This is a genomic window from Streptomyces sp. HPF1205 (genome assembly GCF_020400825.1).
Classification (GTDB): Bacteria; Actinomycetota; Actinomycetes; order Streptomycetales; family Streptomycetaceae; genus Actinacidiphila.
In genome coordinates this window covers 1-19,867 of record NZ_JAINVH010000039.1, presented here as the reverse complement: position 1 = coordinate 19,867, position 19,867 = coordinate 1, and the positions used below count along the sequence as shown (strand labels likewise).

The window sequence follows — 19,867 nt, the reverse complement described above, 5'->3', positions numbered from 1 at the left end:
CGGATCGGGCCGGTCCGCGGCCGTTCCGCGGCCGTTCCGCGGGGTCCGGGCCGGGACCGGGCGGGGCCGGCGGCGCCGGGACGCGGTCCTCCGCGCCACCCGGGAAGGGGGCGGCGCCGTCAGCCGACCGCGTTCTGGATGCCCTTCTCCGCGTGGCTCCAGGCGGTGCCGGAGCCGGTGCCCCTGCGCTCGACCTCGCCGAGCGCGTTGGTGATCTGCGTGTTCACGTCGTTGTCCTGCACGCCCAGCACCTGCACGGGCGAGGTCCGGGCGGCCGTGCCGAAGATCCGCCCGATCGGGGCGTTGCTGAAGTAGGGGTCCTTGACGTCCTGGACCGCCTTGACGGCACCGAGGTTGGACGGGAAGCTGCCCTGTTTCCTGAACAGCTTCTCCTGCTGCGGCGCCGCCGTGAGCCACTGCACGAGGTCGTACGCCGCCTTGGCGTGCGGCGAGCTCTTGGGAATGGTCAGGTACGAGCCGCCCCAGTTGCCGGCGGCGCCGCCGGGGAGCGGGGCGACGTCCCACTTGCCCTGGCCGGCGCTGCCGGCCTGGCCCTTGATGTACCCCAGCATCCACGCGGGGCAGCCGATGGTGGCGAAGGAACCGCTGCTGAACGCCTCGTTCCAGGCCGGAGTCCACTGGGCGAGCTTGGCGCTCAAGCCCTCCTGGGCGGCCTTGACCGAGGTGTCCCAGGCGGCCTTGACGGCCGGGTTGTCCTTGTAGACCAGCTTTCCTGAAGCGTCGTAGTAACGCTCCTTCTGCTGCCCGGTGATCAGCGAGTACAGGCTGCCGACACTGTCCATCCAGTGGCTCTTGGCGCCCGCCTTCGCCTGGTACTGCCTGCCCAGCTCCAGATAGCCGTCCCAGGTGGCCCACCTGCGGGCCAGCACGTCCCGGTCGGTCGGCAGGCCGGCCTGCCTGAACAGGTCGGTGCGGTAGCAGATCGCCTCGGGGCCGATGTCGGTGCCCAGGCCCAGCGTGCGGCCGTCGGTGGTCGTGGCCGCCGACCACTTGGCCGGTGACCACTCGTTCTTGAGGCTTGCGGCGCCGAAGGTGTTCAGGTCCGTGAACTTGTCGGCCTGCTGCTGGGTGACCGAGGCGATGCGGCCCACCTCGATGCCCTGGATGTCCGCCAGTCCGCCGCCGCCGGCGAGACGGGTCTGCAGGGCCTTCCAGTAGTCGGCCTCGTTCTCGGTGCTGGACTCCTTGATCGTGACGTTGGGGTGGAGCCTCTCGTAATCCGCGTACAGGCCCGCCTCCTTGAAGCCGAACGTGCCGAACAGATCGATCGTCAGCGTCACCTTGCCGCCGCCGCCGTCGGCGGACGACCCCGATGATCCGGACGAGCCGGAACCGCAGGCGGCGAGGAGGGCGCCGGCGACCGCGACCGCCCCGAGCCTGAGGGCGGGTCGCCCGACGGCTCTGGCAGTTCTGGCGGATCCGAGAGCTCTGACGGATCCGAGAGCTCTGACGGCTCGGGAAAAGGGCATGGGGGAGCCTCCCAAAGGCTTCGGGACGGAGAGTGCGGTGTGCGAGTCCTGAGAGCGCTCTGAGAGCGCTCTCAGGAGCAGTGCTGAGAGTTTCCGCAACCTCCGCGGTCCCGTCAAGGGCCCATCGCGTAACGGATGCGTCAAGCCCCCCGGTCTCGCGGTCCGGTGCGAGGGCGGATCGACGAGAGGGCGGTCCGTCCCGGGTGGATGGCCCGCGGGGGGCGGGCGGCGGGCGGTCCGACTCGCGGCCCGTGCACGCCTGTTGACACCGCGCGGAAGGGGTCCCTAGCCTCCCTGTTCTGAAAGCGCTCTCAAAAAGGCCCCGGTGCTGCCAAGGGCGCCGTCCTCGGTCCGGCCTGATGCGCCGGCTCCCGCGGCACGGATCCGCCACGCACGCGGTCATCCGCACGTGCACGTCCAGGTCAACCGGCCCACGTTCAGGTCCGCACGTGCACGTCCAGGTCAACCCGCGCACGTCCAGGTCAACCCGCGCATGTCCACCCGCGCACATCCATCCGCCAGGCCGGGTACGGCCTGCGCGCCCCCCACCCACAGGAGATCCCTCATGCTCTCAGCGAGTCACCCGCCGCCCGGAGCGGCGGGTCGCAGCGGACCGCCAGGTGCCCGTCCGGACGCGCCGCGGGTCCGGGCCCGGCGTTCCTCCCGCCGCTCGCGCGGCGCCGTCCTCGCGGTGGTGGTCGCCCTGCTCGGTGCCACGCTGGCCGTGCTCACCGCGCACGCCGCGACCGCCGGAACGACCGGTCAGGTGGGCCAGGGCAGCTACACCACGACACCGCCGGGCCCGCTGCCGTCCGGCTGCGCCGACATCTCCACGAACCCGCGCCACTGGGTGACCTCGAACGCTCCGTCAGGAGCGGTGCCCACCAACGACTGGTGGACGTCGATCCTGTGGAAGCGCACCAACTGCGCCTACGGCGAGCCGCTGTTCGCCCAGCCGCTCGGCTTCCGGGCCCAGTCGGCCGGCCTCGGCGTCTCGTACAGCACCACCCCCACGATCTCCGGCAGCGGCACGGGCGTCGGGGAGTACCACTACAACTACGCGGAGGACTTTGTCGTCGGGGTCGCGGGCCTCGCGGCGCCCGAGGTGAAGGTCGACGACTGGAGCGACTGGACCGTCAGCCCGCTGCTCAGCGACGGGGCGCACACCCTGCGGGCCACCATAGGCTCGGGCCTGCCGTTCGCCTACTTCCGCGCCTCGGGTGGCGACGCGCGGATCCAGGGCGCCTCCGGCGCCGCCGTGAGCGTGTGGTCCCACTCCGGTGCCACCATCGGCTACACCGTCAACGGACACGACTACCTCGCCTTCGCCCCGACCGGCGCCACGTGGACCGTCGACGGCTCCACCATCGGCTCCTCACTTGCCGGCAAGGACTACTTCTCCGTCGCGGTGCTGCCGACCACGCCGTCCACCCCGGCCTCCGACCGGGCCGCGCTGGCCGCCGAGTACGCGAAGTACGCCTACGACCACGTCACCGGCACCACCGTCTCGTACGGCTACGACGAGGCGAGCAGCACGGTCACCACCACCTACCGGTACACCACCACCGCGATGGAGGGCACGGCCACCGGCACGGTCGCCGCGCTGCTGCCGCACCAGTGGCGTTACCTCGCCTCCGGCAGTCCGCTGCCGCAGACCTACGTCTCCTCCCGCGGCCCCCTGAAGGTGCTGACCGGCATCAGCTCGTTCAGCACGTCGATGGTCTTCCACGGTGTGCTGCCCGAGGTGCCCGCGGTCGCCGACAGCGGCGGCGCCGACGCCACGACGCTGCGGAACTACCTGGACGCCGAGAAGGCCGACCCGACCCGCCAGCAGAGCGACGACACGTACTGGACCGGCAAGGGACTGGGGCGTGCCGCGCGACTGGCGGAGATCGCCGACCAGACCGGCGACACCGACGTCCGCGACGCGGCACTGGCCGCGATCAAGTCGAAGCTCACGGACTGGTTCACCGCCTCGCCGAACGAGACGGGGCACCTCTTCTACTACGACTCCAACTGGGGCACCCTCATCGGCTACCCCGCCTCCTACGGCTCGGACCAGGAACTCAACGACCACCACTTCCACTACGGCTACTACATCGCGGCCGCCGCGACCCTCGCCAAGTTCGACCCCGCGTGGGCGAGCGCCTACGGCGGCATGGTCGACCTGCTCGTCCGTGACGCCGACAACTACGACCGCGGCGACAAGCGCTTCCCCTACCTGCGTGACTTCGACGTCTACAGCGGCCACGACTGGGCCTCGGGCCACGGCTCCTTCGCCGCGGGCAACAACCAGGAGTCCTCGTCCGAGGGCATGAACTTCGACAACGCCCTCATCCAGTGGGGCGCCGCCACCGGCGACAAAGCCGTCCGCGACGCCGGCATCTACATGTACACGACCCAGGCCGCCGCGATCCAGGACTACTGGTTCGACGTCCACCACGAGGTGTACCCCAGCACCTTCCCGCACAAGGAGGTCGGCATGGTCTGGGGCAACGGAGGCGCCTACTCGACCTGGTTCTCCAGCGCCCCCGAGCAGATCCAGGGCATCAACCTGCTGCCGGTGACCGGCGGCCACCTCTACCTCGGCTACGACCCGGCCTACGTCAAGGCCAACTACCAGGAGATGCTCGGGCAGAGCGGCAAGACCCGCCCCACCATCTGGACCGACATCTGGTACGAGTACCTGGCCCTCGGGGACGGCGACACCGCGCTCGCCGACTTCCGCGCCGACAACTCCTTCACCTCCGAGGAGGGCGAGAGCAAGGCCCACACCTTCCACTGGATCCGCAACCTGGCCGCGCTGGGCACCGTCGACACCTCCGTCACGGCCGACAGCCCGCTGGCGTCCGTCTTCGTGAAGAACGGGCAGCGCACGTACGTGGCCGCGAACGTCTCGGCCACGGACGCGACCGTGCGCTTCTCCGACGGCACCGCGGTCGCGGTCCCCGCCGGGAAGACCGTCGCCTCCGGGGCCCAGAACTGGACCGGCGGCAGCGCCACGGGCGGCCCCACACCCACCCCGACGGACACCACTCCCACCACCACCCCGCCGACGACCCCGCCGACCACCCCGCCCACCACTCCGCCGACCACCCCGCCCACCACCGGCGGTTCGTCCTCGCCGACGCTGTACGTGCGAGGCGACGGGTCGCTGTCCGGTTCGGCGGGTGACGAGAGCAGCGTGGTGGTGCCGTCGGCGGACGGGAGCAACCACGACGGAAGTCCGTACCACCCCGTCACGTTCACGGCGACGGGTCTGAACCTGTCCTACAACGGGGGCGCGCCATCGTTCGACCTGGCGGTCGACGCGGGGACGACCGTGGGTGACGCGGTGCAGCTGCAGATCTCGTACGACTGTACGGGTGACGGCAGTTGGGATCGCGTGGAGACGTACCGCTACTTCGCCACGGATCCGCTCGCGGGCTGGGAGCACTACACACAGTCCATGGGTACGGCCTCCGCCGGCGGGACGCCGTGCGATCTGGTGAACGGGACGGTCCAGGCCAAGGTCTGGGGCGCGCTGGGCACCAGCGCCACCACCCTGGGCACCGGCGACCTCTCCGTACTCCACCTGCCCTACAACTGACCACCGCCGCCTACCGCTTCGGCCGGCAGGGCCCGGACCCCGAGAGGGCACCGGGCCCTGCCGGTGGCGTCCGGGCGGGGCGGGTGGGTGCGCCCGGCCCATGCAGGGCCGAACGGCCCACCGGCGGTGAGGTTCGGCCCTAGGGGAGGCGCCGGGTCCACCGCGATGATCGATGAGCCGGCCGGACGAGAAGGCCGGCACGCGTGGGCCCAAACGCACACCCAACCCACTGAGGGAGAGTCATGCTGTCGCCCGAGTCGGCCACGGTCGTCCGCGCCACCCTGCCCGCCGTCGGCGGAGCGCTGGACGAGATCACCACCCGCTTCTACGGCACGATGTTCGCCGAGCAGCCGGACCTGCTGGACGGGCTGTTCAACCGCGGCAACCAGGCGAGCGGCGAGCAGCGCAAGGCGCTGGCCGGGTCCATCGCGTTCTTCGCCCAGGCCCTGCTGGACCACCCGGACGTACGGCCGGACGCCCTTCTGGCGAGGATCGCCCACAAGCACGCGGCGCTCGGCGTGACCGAGGACCAGTACACGGTCGTCCACAAGTACCTGTTCCGGGCCATCGGCGAGGTGCTGGGCGACGCGGTCACCCCGGAGGTGGCCGCGGCCTGGGACGAGGTGTACTGGCTGATGGCCGGCGCGCTCATCGCCATCGAGGCCCGCCTGTACCAGCAGGCGGGCGTCGACCCGCGCCGCCCCTGGCGGCAGTGGACGGTGGTGGAACGGCGGACCGAGACCGCGGACACGGTCTCCTTCCTGCTGCGCCCGGCGGACGACGCGCCGATGCCGGCGGCCCGGCCAGGACAGTACGTCAGCGTCCGGGCCCTCATGCCCGACGGCGTGCACCAGACCCGCCAGTACAGCCTGTCGGGCGCGCCCGGCCACCGGCTGCGGCGCATCACGGTCAAGCGGGTCGCGGGCGGGGCGAGCGCGCCCGAGGGCGAGGTGTCGAACCAACTGCACCGCGCGGTGCGGGCCGGTGACGAACTGTCGCTGTCCGCGCCCTTCGGCGAGGTGGTGCTCGACGAGGACCTGACACCGCTGCTGCTGGTGTCGGCGGGCATCGGCTGCACCCCGATGGCCGGCATGCTCGAACACCTCACCGCCACCGGGGCCACCCGTCCGGTGCGGGTGCTGCACGCCGACCGTTCCCCCGCGCACCACGCGCTGCGCGCCGACACCGAGCGCGCCCTCGCTCAACTGCCGGACGCCCGGGCGCTGTTCTGGTACGAGCGGGACGCCGCCGAGCGGCCCGGTGCGCGAACCGGCCTGATGGACCTCACCGACGTGGACCTGCCCGCCGGCGCCGCCGTCTACCTGTGCGGCCCGCTGCCCTTCATGCGCGCCGTGCGGGGCCAGTTGCTGCGTGCCGGCATCCCCGCGCGCCGGATCCGCTACGAGGTGTTCGGCCCCGACCTGTGGCTGGCCCACCCCGCGGACCGGGCCGGGGCGGGCGAGCGGCGCGCCCTCACAGACTGATGACGACCAGGGCGGTGTCGTCGGTGGCGCCGGAGACGGGGAGCAGGTCGAGCAGCAGCGCGTCGGCCAGCTCGTTCGGGGTGAGCGCCCGGTGCGCCGACAGGGACCGGGCCAGACGGCCGAGGCCGACGTCGATGTCCTCGCGGCGCCGCTCGATCAGGCCGTCGGTGTAGAGCACCAGGGTGTCGTGCTCGGCGAAGTCCTGCCGCGCCTGCGGGCGCGGCAGGTGCTCCGGCCGGGCGCCCAGCGGTGGATCGGTCGCGCGGTCGAGGAACACCACCGTGCCGTCGGCGCGTACAAGGGCGGGCGGGGGGTGTCCGGCGCTGCTGTAGGTCAGGACACCGCCGGCCCAGTCCACGCGCACGGACACCGCGGTGGTCGATTCGGCGTCGCGGACCGAGCGGGCGTAGAGCCCCAGCACGTCCAGGGCCTGGGCAGGGCCGTCCGACACGCGGGAGGCCGCGCTGAGCGCGCTGCGCAACTGGCCCATCACCCCGGCCGCCTGCAGGCCGTGCCCGACGACGTCGCCGACGGACACCGCCAGGCACCCGTCACTCAGCTCGACCAGGTCGTACCAGTCGCCGCACACGTTGAGCGTGCCGGCCGCGGGCTGGTAGCGCACGGCCGCCCGGTGGCGGTCGGCGAGGCGCGGCGCGGGCAGCATGGCCTCCTGCAGCGCGAGGGCCACCTCCCGCTCGCGCGCGTGGGCCTGCCGCAGCCCCTCGTTGATGTCCTGCAGCTCACGGGCGCGGGTGTACAGCTCCGCCTCCAGCACCTGGGCCCGGTCACCGGCCGCGCGGTCGCGGGCGCGGAGCAGTTCGGTGACCTCCTCCACCCGGTGCACCAGCAGCACGACGCGGCCGTCGGCGTCGAGGACCGGCGCGTTGACGGGGCTCCAGTACCGCTGCTCCCATTCGCCGGGACGCTCCCGGGACTCCACGTCGTAACGCTGCAGCGCCATGGTGTCGCGCTCGCCGCCGGCGATCACCCGGCGCAGCGACGCCTCCAGGTTCCTCGCGCCCGTCGCGGCCGGATCGTGGGGGTTGTCGGGGAACACGTCGAACAGGTAGCGGCCGATCAGGTCCTGCCTGGTCCGGCCGGAGTTGCGCAGGAAGTCCTCGTTGGCGTCGGCGTACACCAGCTCCGGCGTCAGCAGCGCCACCATGCCCGGCAGGGCCTGGAAGACCGCCCGGTAGTCGATGTCCGCCTGGCTCACGCTCACGCCCGCCCTCACCTCCGCTCCGGCCCCACCATAGGGCCGAAGGCGCCGCCGCATCGCGGCGCGCGCTCCCGGCGGCCGTTTGTCACACCACCGGACGACGGCGGCGGCCCGCGGTCGGGCCACCGCCGTCGCGCGGCGGGAAGCGCGGGCGCCCTCGCAGGCCGCGCCGGGTGGGCGCCCGCCCCCGCGTGCCGCGGATCATCCGAGAGCGGCCGTCGTGCCCGTCAGCTCGCGTCCGGTGACCATTTCGGATTCGATGCGCACGAAGACCCCGTCCCGCTCGTTCATCCAGGAGTCCGGGCCGGTGCGCGTCAGGCGTTCGTGCTCGGCGGGGTCGGTCACCACCGTGGCGCGGCCGGTCACGACGACACTCCAGCCGGAACGCGTCGCCGCCTGGAACTCGTCGGCCTCGAAGGCGACGACGGCCCCGTCGATGGCACGCACGAGGTCGGAGCCGGCCGAGGTGTGCAGCAGCACCGAGGAGTCCTCGTCCAGGCAGAAGTTGACCGGGAGGACGGCGGGCAGTGCCCGCCGGGTGTACACCACGCGGCCCACCGGCACCTTGGCCAGCAGGCGCAGGGCTTCCTGCCGGCCGAGAACGTGGAATCCGTCGTCTTTCACCATCCCTCGATCGTCCGCGCGGACGCCGCCCCGCGGTAGGGCCGATCGGCCCTGTCACGCCAGGACGCGGCCGGCGGGTGCCCGGGGGGACCTTGGGCCCCTCGGCAGGGACTCATGGCCCATGGTCCGCCCGTGCCGCCGCGGCTGACAGTGACTCAGCAGGCCGGCCCGCGGCCCTCGGGGCGGCCGCTTCGGTCCGGCCCCGTGCTTACAGGAAGTCACGAAGGGGAGGGGACACGCCATGGCCAGGTCGGCAGCGGTGGACGGCGGCCGCGAGACCCCGGCCGCACCGGTACCGGCCCGCGCGTGGCTGGTGCTGGCGCTGGCCACGGTGGGCTTCGCCGTCGACTTCTGGGCGTGGGCGCTGCTCAGCCCGCTCGGGCCCCGGTTCAAGGACGGTCTCCACCTGTCGTCGTTCGAGCAGTCGCTGCTGGTGGCGGTGCCGGTCGTGGTGGGCTCGCTGGGACGGATCCCGGTGGGCGCGCTGACCGACAGGTTCGGCGGGAGGGTGATGTTCCCGCTGGTGTCGGCGGCCACCGTCGTACCCGTGCTCTACCTGGGTCTGGCGGGCCACTCGTCCCTCGGCGCGCTGCTGGCCGGCGGCTTCTTCCTCGGGATCGGCGGTACCGCGTTCGCGGTCGGCGTGCCGGTGGTCAACGCCTGGTTCCCGCCCGAGCGGCGCGGCATGGCGGTCGGCGTCTTCGGCATGGGGATGGGCGGCACCGCCGTCAGCGCGCTGACCACGGTCCGGCTGGTCGACGCGCACGGCATGAGGACCCCGTTCCTGGCCACCGCCGCCGCCTTGACGGTGTACGCGGTCCTGGCGGCGGTCCTGCTGCGGGACGCCCCCGGCCGCACAGTGCCGGCGGGACCACCGACCCGCCGCCTGGCCGCCGCCCTCGACCTGTCCGTCACCTGGCAGGCCGCGGCGCTGTACGCGGTGGCCTTCGGCGGTTACGTCGCCTTCTCCGTCTACCTGCCGACGTACCTGAGAACGGGTTACGGGCTGACGCAGACCGACGCGGCGAACAGGACGGCCGGATTCGTGCTGCTGGCGGTGGCGACGCGCCCGATCGGCGGCTGGCTGTCGGACCGGGCCGGCGCGGTCCGGGTGCTCGCCTGGTCCCTGGGGGCGGTCCTCGCCGCGGCCGCCGTCCAGGCGTTCACGCCGGCCCTGGCCCCGACGGGGACGGCCGCGTTCCTGGTGATGGCGGCGGCGCTCGGCGCGGGCAGCGGCGCCGTGTTCGCCCTCGTCGCGCGACTGGCCCCGGCGGACACGGTGGGCTCGGTCACGGGCGTCGTGGGCGCCGCGGGCGGCCTGGGCGGCTTCGTCCCGCCGCTGCTGATGGGCTCGCTGTACGGGGCCTGCGGCTCGTACGCGATCGGCCTCGTCCTGCTCGGCGCCGTGGCGGCCGCGGCCCTGGCGCTCACCGTCACCGGCGTACGCCACGCGGCCACCGCGCCGGGCCCCGGCCCGCGACGCCGGACGGGACCCGCCGGGTCGACGGACAAGGACCGGAACAGGGACCGGAACAAGGACCGGAACAGGGACCGGGACCGGGACAGGGACCGGGACACGGAAGCGAACAGGGACAAGGACACGGACACGGGCGTGGACACGGAAGCGGAGGTCTTCGATGTGTGAGTACTGCGGATGCCAGTCGGTGGCGGCGATCGGCGAGCTGACCCGGGAGCACGACGCGGTCGTCGCACTCGTCAGCCGCGTGCGCGAGGCCCGTCGCGACGCGGACGTTCCCCGTATGGCCGGGTTGGCCCGGGAGATCGCCCGCGTCCTGGGCCCGCACACGCAAGTGGAGGAGCTCGGTCTGTTCCCCGCGATGGCCGTCGAGTTCCCCGGCCACATCGCCGCTCTGGAGGCCGAGCACCGCACGATCGAGGCCGTGCTGGACGAGGCGGCGGACACCGTGCCGGCCGATCCGGCCTGGCCCGGGCGGCTGATGGACGTACTGGCGCTGCTGCGGGAGCACATCCTCAAGGAACAGGACGGCGTGTTCCCCGCCGCGCTGGCGACCTTGTCCACCGAGCAGTGGGAGGCGGTGGAGGCGGCGCGTGCCCGGGCCGGCGCCGCCGCCGCGGCACCCCCGGCCGCCTGACCCGCGGTTCGGCCCCGGTGGTCCGACCCCTTCGGACACCTCGCCGCCACCCGGGCACCGGCTGCCCCGGAGCGGGCATGGTTCGCGGTCCGGCCGTTGACCCGTACGGGCACGGCGGCCATAGAGTCGTCGCGAGCCGGAATCGATCACGTTTCGAACGGGCCGGCAGGCCCGGGAGCGGAGAGCACGGTGAGTACGGACACCAGCGGTCCGGAGCGGGCGCGCGCGGATGTGGACGGCGACCTGGTGCGGGCGCTGGTGCGCTCGCGCCGGTTCTTCACCCGGGCGGAGGTCTCGAAGGACCTGCGCACCCTCCACAAGAAGGGCGGCCGGCAGGCGGACGAGTTCTACCGGGACCGCTGGTCGCACGACAAGGTGGTGCGTTCCACGCACGGGGTGAACTGCACCGGCTCGTGCTCGTGGAAGGTGTACGTCAAGGACGGCATCATCACCTGGGAGGCGCAGCAGACCGACTACCCGTCGGTCGGCCCGGACCGCCCCGAGTACGAGCCGCGGGGCTGCCCGCGCGGCGCCGCCTTCTCCTGGTACACGTACTCGCCGACCCGGATCCGCTACCCGTACGTGCGCGGTGTGCTGCTGGAGATGTACCGCGAGGCACGGGCCCGGCTCGGTGACCCGGTGGCGGCGTGGGCGGAGATCACCGGCGACCCGGCCAGGGCCCGGCGCTACAAGTCCGCCCGGGGCAAGGGCGGCCTGGTGCGCGCGAGCTGGGACGAGGCGGTGGAGATGGTCGCCGCCGCGCACGTGCACACGATCAAGGAGTACGGCCCGGACCGGCTCGCGGGCTTCTCGCCGATCCCGGCGATGTCGATGGTCTCGCACGCCGCCGGCGCCCGGTTCTACTCGCTGCTCGGCGGGGTGATGCTGTCCTTCTACGACTGGTACGCCGACCTCCCGGTGGCCTCCCCGCAGGTGTTCGGCGACCAGACGGACGTGCCGGAGTCGGGGGACTGGTGGGACGCCGGCTACCTGGTCATGTGGGGCTCGAACCTGCCGGTCACCCGTACCCCCGACGCCCATTGGATGGCCGAGGCGCGCTACCGGGGCCAGAAGGTGGTGGCGGTCGCCCCGGACTACGCGGACAACGTGAAGTTCGCCGACGAGTGGGTGGCCGCGCAGCCGGGCACGGACGGGGCGCTGGCCATGGCCATGGGCCACGTGGTGCTGAGGGAGTTCTTCGTCGAGCGCCAGGTCCCGTACTTCGCGGACTACGTCAAGCGGTACACCGACCTGCCGTTCCTCGTCGCCCTGGAGGACACCGGGGAAGGGACGTTCCGGCCGGGCAAGTTCCTGACCGCCGAGGACCTCGGCGGGACCGAGGCCGAGGCGGAGCACGCGGCGTTCCGCACCGTCCTGCTCGACGCCGCCACCGGCCGCCCCGTCGTGCCCAACGGCACGCTGGGCCACCGCTTCTCCGACAGCGGCAAGGGCCGCTGGAACCTGGACCTGGGCACGGTGGACCCCCTGCTCTCGGCGGCCGGCGGCGGCGAGGAGCCGGTGGCCGTCGAACTGCCGCGCTTCGACGCCCCGGACGGCGCGGCGGGGACCATGCCGCGCGGCGTGCCGGTACGCCGGGTCGCGGGACGGCTGGTGACCACGGTGTTCGACCTGCTGCTTGCCCAGTACGGGGTGGCCCGCGAAGGGCTGCCCGGCACCTGGCCGGCCGGCTACGACGACCCGTCGCAGCCCTACACCCCCGCCTGGCAGGAGGCGATCACCGCGGTCCCGGCGGCCCAGGCGGCCCGGATAGCCCGGGAGTTCGCCGCCAACGCGGAGGAGTCACGCGGCCGCTCCATGATCATCATGGGGGCGGGCACCAACCACTGGTTCCACTCCGACACCATCTACCGGGCGTTCCTGACCCTGACCACGCTGACCGGCTGCCAGGGCGTGAACGGCGGCGGCTGGGCGCACTACGTGGGGCAGGAGAAGGTCCGCCCGCTCACCGGCTACTCCATGCTGGCCACCGCGTCGGACTGGAACCGCCCGGCGCGGCAGATGATCCAGACCGCGTACTGGTACCTGCACACCGACCAGTTCCGCTACGACCACTTCTCCGCCGGCGCCCTGGCCGCGGCCGGCGCCGGCGGGACCTTCGCCGGCACGTCCACGGCCGACGTGCTGGCGGCGTCGGCCCGGATGGGCTGGATGCCCGCGTACCCCACCTTCGACCGCAACCCGCTGGACCTGGCCGACGACGCCGGCGCCGCCGGGCGCTCCCCGGCGGAGCACGTGGTGGCGGAGCTGAAGGCCGGGCGGCTGCGGTTCGCCGGGGAGGACCCGGACGCGCCGGAGAACTTCCCGCGGGTGCTGACCGTCTGGCGGGCCAACCTGCTGGGTTCGTCCGCGAAGGGCAACGAGTACTTCCTCAAGCACCTGCTGGGCACCGACCACGCGGTGCGTGCCACGCAGACCCCGCCCGAGCAGCGGCCCCGCGACGTGGTGTGGCGCGAGGAGGCGCCCACCGGCAAGCTCGACCTGCTGCTGACCCTGGACTTCCGCATGACCAGCACCACCTTGTACTCCGATGTGGTGCTGCCCGCGGCGACCTGGTACGAGAAGCACGACCTCAACACCACCGACATGCATCCCTTTGTGCACTCCTTCAACCCGGCGATCGCCCCGCCGTGGCAGACCCGCACCGACTGGGACGCCTTCACCACCCTCGCCGAGCACTTCAGCCGCCTCGCGGCCACGCACCTGGGCAGGCGCACGGACCTGGTGGCGGCGCCGCTGCTGCACGACACCCCGGACGCCCTCGCCACCCCGCACGGCCGCGTCGCGGACTGGAAACGGGGGGAGTGCGAACCCGTACCGGGCCGCACCATGCCCAAGCTGGTCACGGTCGAGCGCGACTACCCGGCCGTCGCGAGCAGGATGGCCGCTCTCGGCCCGCTGGTGGACGACCTGGGACTGACCACCAAGGGCGTCACCTTCGACGTCACCCGCGAGGTCGACCACCTGCGGCACAAGAACGGCACGGTCCGCGGCGGCCCGGCCGACGGCCGCCCCTCGCTCGCCCGGGACGTGCACGCCTGCGAGGCGATCCTGGCGCTGTCCGGCACCACCAACGGCCACTTGGCCACCCAGGGCTTCCGCACCCTGGAGGAGCGCACCGGCACCAGGCTGGCCGACCTTGCCGCCGAGCACGAGGGCAAGCGGATCTCCTTCGCCGACACCCAGGCCCGCCCCGTGCCGGTCATCACCTCACCGGAGTGGTCCGGCTCCGAGGCCGGCGGGCGCCGGTACTCCCCGTTCACCGTCAACGTCGAGCGCCTCAAGCCCTGGCACACCCTCACCGGCCGCCAGCACTTCTTCCTCGACCACGACTGGATGACCGCCCTCGGCGAGCAGCTCCCCGTCTACCGGCCGCCGCTGAACATGCACGCCCTGTTCGGCGAGCCCGAAATCGGCGACACGGGCGAACTCGGCGTCACCGTCCGCTACCTCACCCCGCACAACAAGTGGTCCATCCACTCCGAGTACCAGGACAACCTGCTCATGCTGTCGCTGTCCCGCGGCGGGCCCACCATCTGGATCGGCCCGCAGGACGCCGAGAAGATCGGCGTCCACGACAACGACTGGATCGAGGCCGTCAACCGCAACGGCGTCGTCGTGGCGCGCGCCGTCGTCTCCCATCGCATGCCGGAGGGAACCGTCTACATGCACCATGCCCAGGACCGGCTCATCGACGTGCCCCGCACCGAGACCACCGGCCGCCGCGGCGGCATCCACAACTCGCTGACCCGGCTGCTGATCAAACCGTCCCACCTCATCGGCGGCTACGCACAGCTGTCGTACGCCTTCAACTACCTCGGCCCGACGGGCAACCAGCGCGACGAGGTCACCGTCATCCGCCGCCGCTCGCAGGAGGTGACCTACTGATGCCCCGCGACGCGGCCCCCATCGGACGCATCATGGCCCAGATGGCGATGGTGATGAACCTCGACAAGTGCATCGGCTGCCACACCTGCTCGGTCACCTGCAAGCAGACGTGGACCAACCGCACCGGCGTGGAGTACGTGTGGTTCAACAACGTCGAGACCCGCCCCGGACAGGGCTACCCCCGCCGCTACGAGGACCAGGACACCTGGCAGGGCGGCTGGCAGCTCAACAAGCGCGGCCGGCTCACGCTGAAGGCCGGCGGCCGGTTCAAGAAGCTCGTCACCATCTTCGCCAACCCCAAACTGCCGTCCATCAAGGACTACTACGAGCCCTGGACCTACGACTACGAGACCCTGACCAACGCCCCGCTGCAGGAGCACACGCCGGTCGCCCGCCCGCACTCGCTGATATCCGGCAAGGACATGAAGATCTCCTGGTCCGCCAACTGGGACGACAACCTCGGCGGCTCGGTCGACCACGGCACCAAGGACGTCATCGTCCAGCGGGTCTCTGACAAGGTCCGCTTCGAGTTCGAGCGGACCTTCATGTTCTACCTGCCGCGGATCTGCGAGCACTGCCTCAACCCGTCGTGCGCCGCGTCCTGCCCCTCGGGGGCGATCTACAAGCGCGAGGAGGACGGCATCGTCCTGGTCGACCAGGACCGCTGCCGCGGCTGGCGGATGTGCGTCACCGGCTGCCCGTACAAGAAGGTCTACTTCAACCACCGCACCGGCAAGGCCGAGAAGTGCACCTTCTGCTTCCCCCGCGTCGAGGTCGGCATCCCCACCGTCTGCTCCGAGACCTGCGTGGGCCGGCTGCGCTACATCGGCCTCGTGCTGTACGACGCCGACCGCGTCCTGGCGGCCGCCACCACACCCGACGACACCGGCCTGTACGAGGCCCAGCGCGACGTCTTCCTCGACCCCCACGACCCGCGCGTGGTCGCCGAGGCCGAGCGGGCCGGCATCCCGCGGGACTGGATCGAGGCCGCCCAGCGGTCCCCGGTGCACGCCCTGATCAACACCTACAAGGTGGCGCTGCCGCTGCACCCGGAGTACCGCACCCTGCCCATGGTCTGGTACATCCCCCCGCTGTCCCCGGTCGTCGACGCCGTGAGCGACACCGGCCACGACGGCGAGGACCGCGGCAACCTCTTCGCCGCCATCGACACCCTGCGCATCCCCGTCGAGTACCTCGCCGAACTGTTCACCGCCGGCGACCCGGCACCCGTCGAGGCCGTGCTGCGCCGCCTGGCGGCCATGCGCGCCTACATGCGCGACATCAACCTCGGCCGCGAACCGGACGACACCATCCCCGCCGCGACCGGCATGACCGGCGAGCAGATGTACGACATGTACCGGCTGCTGGCCCTGGCCAAGTACGACGAGCGGTACGTCATCCCGCCCGCCCACGCCGAACAGGCCCACCGGCTGGAGGAACTGGCCACCGAGTGCAGCCTCGACTACGACGGCGGCCCCGGCATGGGCGGCTCCGGCCCCTTCGGCGAGGCATCCGGCGGCGCCACCCCGCTCGCGGTCGAGAACTACCAAGCGCTGCGCGACCGCCAGACCTCCGACACCGCCGCCGCCCCCACCGACAAGGCCGCCCGCGTCAACCTCCTCAACTGGGACGGCAAGGGCCGCCCGCCCGGCCTCTTCCCGCCGCCCGGACCCGAGCAGAGCGGAGAGCAGCGATGAGACGCCGCCACGACAACCCCCCGGTCCACCCGGACGCATGGCAGCTCCAGTCCCTGCTGCTCACGTACCCCGACGAGCCCTTCACCGCCGCGCTGCCCGCGATCCGCGAGGCCGCGGCGGCGCTGCCCGCCCCGGTCGGCGCACCGCTCACCCGCTTCGCCGACCACTGCGCGCGCACCGCCCCCACCGACCTGGCCGCCGACTACGTCGCCACCTTCGACCACCGCCGCCGCTGCTGCCTCTACCTCACGTACTACGCCCACGGCGACACCCGCAAGCGCGGCCTGGCACTGCTCCGCCTCAAACGCACCTACGCGGCTGCCGGGCTGCGCCTGACCGACGAGGAACTGCCCGACCACCTCGCCGTGGTCCTGGAGTTCGCCGCGACCGGCGACCCCGCCACCGGGCACCGGCTGCTCACCGGGCACCGCGCCGGCATCGAGCTGTGCCGCCTCGCCCTGCACGACGCCCGCTCGCCCTGGGCCGGCGTCCTGGACTCCGTACGCGCCACCCTGCCGCCGCTCAGCGGCGACGAGCACACCGCCGTCGCCCGCCTCGCCGCCGAAGGACCGCCCGACGAGCAGGTCGGCCTCGACCCGTACGCCCCGCCCGAGTACCTCCCCACCGCTCCCGGAGCCGCCCGATGAGCCCCGCGGCCGCCCCCGCCTCCCCGCCGAGCACCTGGTCGATCCTGCTCTGGGTCGTCGTCCCCTACCTGTCCGTCGCCGTCTTCGTCCTCGGCCACATCTGGCGCTACCGGTACGACAAGTTCGGCTGGACCACCCGCTCCTCCGAGCTGTACGAGAAGCGGCTGCTGCGGCTGGGCAGCCCGCTGTTCCACTTCGGCATCCTGCTCGTCGCCGCCGGCCACGTCGCCGGCCTGCTCGTCCCCGAGAACTGGACCAAGGCCATGGGCGTGAGCGAAACGGCCTACCACGCCGCCGCGTTCGGCCTCGGCACCGTCGCCGGCGTGTGCACCCTCGGCGGCGCGGCCATCCTCGTCTACCGCCGCCGAACCGTCGGTCCGGTCTTCTCCGCCACCACCCGCAACGACAAGGTCATGTACGTGCTGCTCGTCGGCACCCTGTGCCTGGGCCTTGGCACCACCGTGCTCGGCAACGCCACCGGCCACCCCCACGACTACCGCCTGACCGTCGCCCCCTGGTTCCGCTCCGTGTTCTACCTGCACCCCGACACCGCCCTCATCCTGCGCGCCCCGATCGGCTTCAAGCTGCACGTCCTGGCCGCCTGGTGCCTGTTCGCGTTCTGGCCGTTCAGCCGGCTGGTCCACATGCTCACCGCGCCGATCGGCTACCTGACCCGCCCGTACATCGTCTACCGCAGCCGCGACGCGCGACTGGGCGCCCGGGCACCGCGCCGCGGCTGGTGACGCCCGCAGGTCACCGGGCCTGAATGTGCCCCTTGCGGATGCCCGTGGCACGTTGGGCATACTCTCGGACTGAGGCGGGAGTACCTAGGGGGCGGCGGACATGGGCGGCGGGCACACCAACGAGCGCGACGAGCGCGGCACGGGGCCGCAGTTGCGTCTGGACGAGCTGCTCGACGACCTGCAGCGGCACGTCGACAGGGTCCGCGGCACGCGCGACCAGGTGCAGGCGCTGCTGGACGCGGTGCTGGCGATCGGCTCCGACCTGGACCTGCAGACGGTGCTGCGCAGGATCGTGGCCGCCGCGGTGGAGCTGGTCGACGCCCGGTACGGCGCGCTGGGCGTCCTGGGGGAGGAGGACACGATCCGGCAGTTCGTCACCGTCGGCATGGACGAGCGGGACGTGGCGCGGATCGGGCACTACCCCAGGGGCGAGGGCATACTGGGGCTGCTCATCCGCGAGCCGGTCCCGCTGCGTCTGGAGAACCTGTCGGAGCATCCCGCTTCGTCGGGGTTTCCCCCCGGCCACCCCCCGATGCGCAGCTTCCTCGGCGCTCCGGTGCGGGTGCGCGACCGCGTCTTCGGCAACCTGTACCTGACGGACAAGCGCGAGGGCAGGCAGTTCGACGCCGACGACGAGGCGGTGCTGCGCACGCTCGCCGCCGCCGCGGGCGTGGCGATCGACAACGCCCGGCTGTACGAGGACGCCCGGCGCCGGCAGCGGTGGCTGTCGGCCAGCGGGGAGCTGACCCGCACCCTGCTGTCGGGCGCGGAACCGTCCCAGGTGCTGGGCGACCTGGCCGAGACCGTGCGGGACATGGCCGAGGCCGACCTGGTCACGCTGGCGCTGCCGGTAGGGAGCAGCGGCGACCTCGTGGTCGAGGCGGCGGCCGGCTCTTCCGCGGACGCGGTCCGGGGGCTGGCGCTCGGCGGTACGACCCTCGCGGCCGCGGTCCACCGCGGCGGCGAGCCGGTCATAAGCGACGGGCTGTCCGCCGATCCGCGCTCGCAGGGCGGCAGCGCGTCGGTGGTCGAACTGGGCCCGGCGTTCTTCGTGCCCCTGGGCGGCGGGGAGGAGGCCCTCGGCGTGCTGCAGGTGGCCCGCACTCCCGGCGGGCAGCCGTTCTCCGAGGCCGCCCTGGAGATGATCTCCGGTTTCGCGGGACAGGCCGCGCTCGCCCTGCGCATCGCCGAACACCGCCGGGCCTCGGAGCAGTTGCTGGTGTTCAACGACCGGGACCGTATCGCCCGGGACCTGCACGACCTCGCGATCCAGCGGCTGTTCGCCTCCGGACTGACCCTGCAGGCGGCCCTGGGGCGGATCGCCGACCGCCCGGAGGCCGCCGAGCGGGTGGAGCGCGTGGTGGACGACCTCGACGAGACCATCAAGATCATCCGCTCCACGATCTACGCCCTCGGCCGGCGCGCGAACCGGCAGGACACGGGGCTGCGGGCCGGGCTGCTCGCCGAGGCCGACAAAGGATCCGAGGCCCTGGGGTTCACCCCCACCCTGCGGATGAGCGGACTGCTGGACACCCTGGTACCGGCCGGCGTGGCCGAGCACGTCCTGGCCGTGGTACGCGAGGCACTGTCGAACGCCGCCCGCCACGCGGAAGCCGCCACCGTCGATGTGTCCGTGGAAGTCGACGACGCCTGGGTGCGGCTGCGTGTCGCCGACGACGGCCGCGGCATCGACCCGGACGTCGCCCGGCGCAGCGGCCTGGCCAACGCGCGCTCCCGCGCCGAGGAGCTGGGCGGCACCTTCGCCGTCACTCCCGGCCCGTCCGGCGCCGGCACCGTACTGGAGTGGGCGGCCCCCCTGCCCGCCGAGGGCTGACCGGCGGCCGCCGCGACCAAGGTGTACAGCGGGCGGGCATGACGTCGGCCGTGACGGGCCGCCCGTCGCGTGGGTGCCGGGTCCCGGGCGCCGGGTGTCGGGCGCCGGGTGCCCGGGCCGGCGCGGTACGGGCAGCGCGGCGGGCAGCCGCTGGGCGCCGGTGCGAACCGGGACCCGTGTCCGTCCACGCCGGTGGACGGGCCGCCGGGAGAGGGCCCGCAGGCCGCCGCGGCCGGGCCCGCGAGGGCCTTACCGGCGGTCGTGGTCCGGCGCGTTCGGCCCCTGGGTGGCGATGACGGCGGCCTGGACGCGGCGCTCGACGCCGAGCTTGGCCAGCAGGCGGGAGACGTTGTTCTTGACGGTCTTCTCGGACAGGTAGAGGCGCGCGCCGATCTGCCTGTTGGTCAGGCCTTCCCCGATCAGGCCGAGGATCTCGCGTTCGCGCGGCGACAGGGCGGCGAGTGCTTCCTGCCCGGGCTCGGGGTCGGCCTCGGTCCTCTCCTCGCGCAGGCTGTTCATG

Annotated in this window: 13 protein-coding genes; 9 read left to right on the top strand and 4 right to left on the bottom strand. The window is 72.9% G+C overall.

Going from position 1 to position 19,867, the window contains the following annotated elements:
* Window positions 1-119: 119 nt before the first annotated feature.
* A complete protein-coding gene (locus K7G61_RS30845) occupies window positions 120-1,301 on the bottom strand; it encodes an ABC transporter substrate-binding protein (protein WP_225850350.1) in 1,182 nt (393 codons plus the stop codon).
* 754 nt (window positions 1,302-2,055) lie between these two features.
* Here K7G61_RS30845 and K7G61_RS30840 point away from each other — a divergent pair.
* Both K7G61_RS30840 and K7G61_RS30835 read left to right on the top strand, forming a co-directional pair.
* Window positions 2,056-5,079 (top strand): glycosyl hydrolase, encoded by a 3,024-nt coding sequence (locus K7G61_RS30840; protein WP_225850349.1) that lies wholly within the window; start codon window positions 2,056-2,058, stop codon window positions 5,077-5,079.
* Between the two features lie 242 nt (window positions 5,080-5,321).
* Window positions 5,322-6,563: a globin domain-containing protein gene (locus K7G61_RS30835; RefSeq protein WP_225850348.1), complete on the top strand. Its 1,242-nt coding sequence runs from the start codon at window positions 5,322-5,324 to the stop codon at window positions 6,561-6,563.
* Here the strand turns inward: K7G61_RS30835 and K7G61_RS30830 are convergent.
* Both K7G61_RS30830 and K7G61_RS30825 read right to left on the bottom strand, forming a co-directional pair.
* The gene (locus K7G61_RS30830; RefSeq protein WP_225850390.1) at window positions 6,553-7,779 is read right to left on the bottom strand and encodes a PP2C family protein-serine/threonine phosphatase; all 1,227 of its coding nucleotides are present in this window, start codon (window positions 7,777-7,779) and stop codon (window positions 6,553-6,555) included. The two genes, K7G61_RS30835 and K7G61_RS30830, sit on opposite strands and share 11 nt — an antisense overlap.
* 204 nt (window positions 7,780-7,983) lie before the next feature.
* Window positions 7,984-8,409 carry a pyridoxamine 5'-phosphate oxidase family protein gene (locus tag K7G61_RS30825; RefSeq protein WP_225850347.1) on the bottom strand — a complete coding sequence of 142 codons (426 nt, stop codon included), beginning with the start codon at window positions 8,407-8,409 and terminating at the stop codon, window positions 7,984-7,986.
* Between the two features lie 238 nt (window positions 8,410-8,647).
* On the opposite strand from K7G61_RS30825, the gene K7G61_RS30820 reads away from it, so the two are divergent.
* The 7 genes from K7G61_RS30820 to K7G61_RS30790 all read left to right on the top strand — a co-directional run bounded on the left by K7G61_RS30820 (window position 8,648) and on the right by K7G61_RS30790 (window position 19,347).
* Complete coding sequence (locus K7G61_RS30820; RefSeq protein WP_308190753.1) at window positions 8,648-10,051, top strand: MFS transporter; 1,404 nt, start codon at window positions 8,648-8,650, stop codon at window positions 10,049-10,051.
* Window positions 10,044-10,520: a hemerythrin domain-containing protein gene (locus K7G61_RS30815; RefSeq protein ID WP_225850346.1), complete on the top strand. Its 477-nt coding sequence runs from the start codon at window positions 10,044-10,046 to the stop codon at window positions 10,518-10,520. Before K7G61_RS30820 ends, K7G61_RS30815 begins: the two co-directional genes overlap by 8 nt.
* A 189-nt stretch (window positions 10,521-10,709) precedes the next feature.
* Entirely contained in the window at window positions 10,710-14,426 is a 3,717-nt protein-coding gene (locus K7G61_RS30810) for a nitrate reductase subunit alpha (protein ID WP_374204301.1), read from the top strand.
* Window positions 14,426-16,123 (top strand): nitrate reductase subunit beta, encoded by a 1,698-nt coding sequence (narH, locus tag K7G61_RS30805; protein WP_225850345.1) that lies wholly within the window; start codon window positions 14,426-14,428, stop codon window positions 16,121-16,123. The genes K7G61_RS30810 and narH overlap by 1 nt, the downstream gene beginning before the upstream one ends.
* The gene (gene narJ / locus K7G61_RS30800; RefSeq protein WP_225850344.1) at window positions 16,120-16,770 is read left to right on the top strand and encodes a nitrate reductase molybdenum cofactor assembly chaperone; all 651 of its coding nucleotides are present in this window, start codon (window positions 16,120-16,122) and stop codon (window positions 16,768-16,770) included. Before narH ends, narJ begins: the two co-directional genes overlap by 4 nt.
* Window positions 16,767-17,513 (top strand): respiratory nitrate reductase subunit gamma, encoded by a 747-nt coding sequence (narI, locus tag K7G61_RS30795; protein WP_225850343.1) that lies wholly within the window; start codon window positions 16,767-16,769, stop codon window positions 17,511-17,513. The genes narJ and narI overlap by 4 nt, the downstream gene beginning before the upstream one ends.
* A 100-nt stretch (window positions 17,514-17,613) precedes the next feature.
* The gene (locus tag K7G61_RS30790) at window positions 17,614-19,347 is read left to right on the top strand and encodes a GAF domain-containing sensor histidine kinase (protein ID WP_225850342.1); all 1,734 of its coding nucleotides are present in this window, start codon (window positions 17,614-17,616) and stop codon (window positions 19,345-19,347) included.
* A 249-nt stretch (window positions 19,348-19,596) separates the two neighbouring features.
* Here K7G61_RS30790 and K7G61_RS30785 read toward each other — a convergent pair.
* Window positions 19,597-19,867, bottom strand: a 271-nt coding sequence (locus tag K7G61_RS30785; protein WP_225850341.1) for a response regulator transcription factor, incomplete at its 5' end; no start/stop codon positions are given.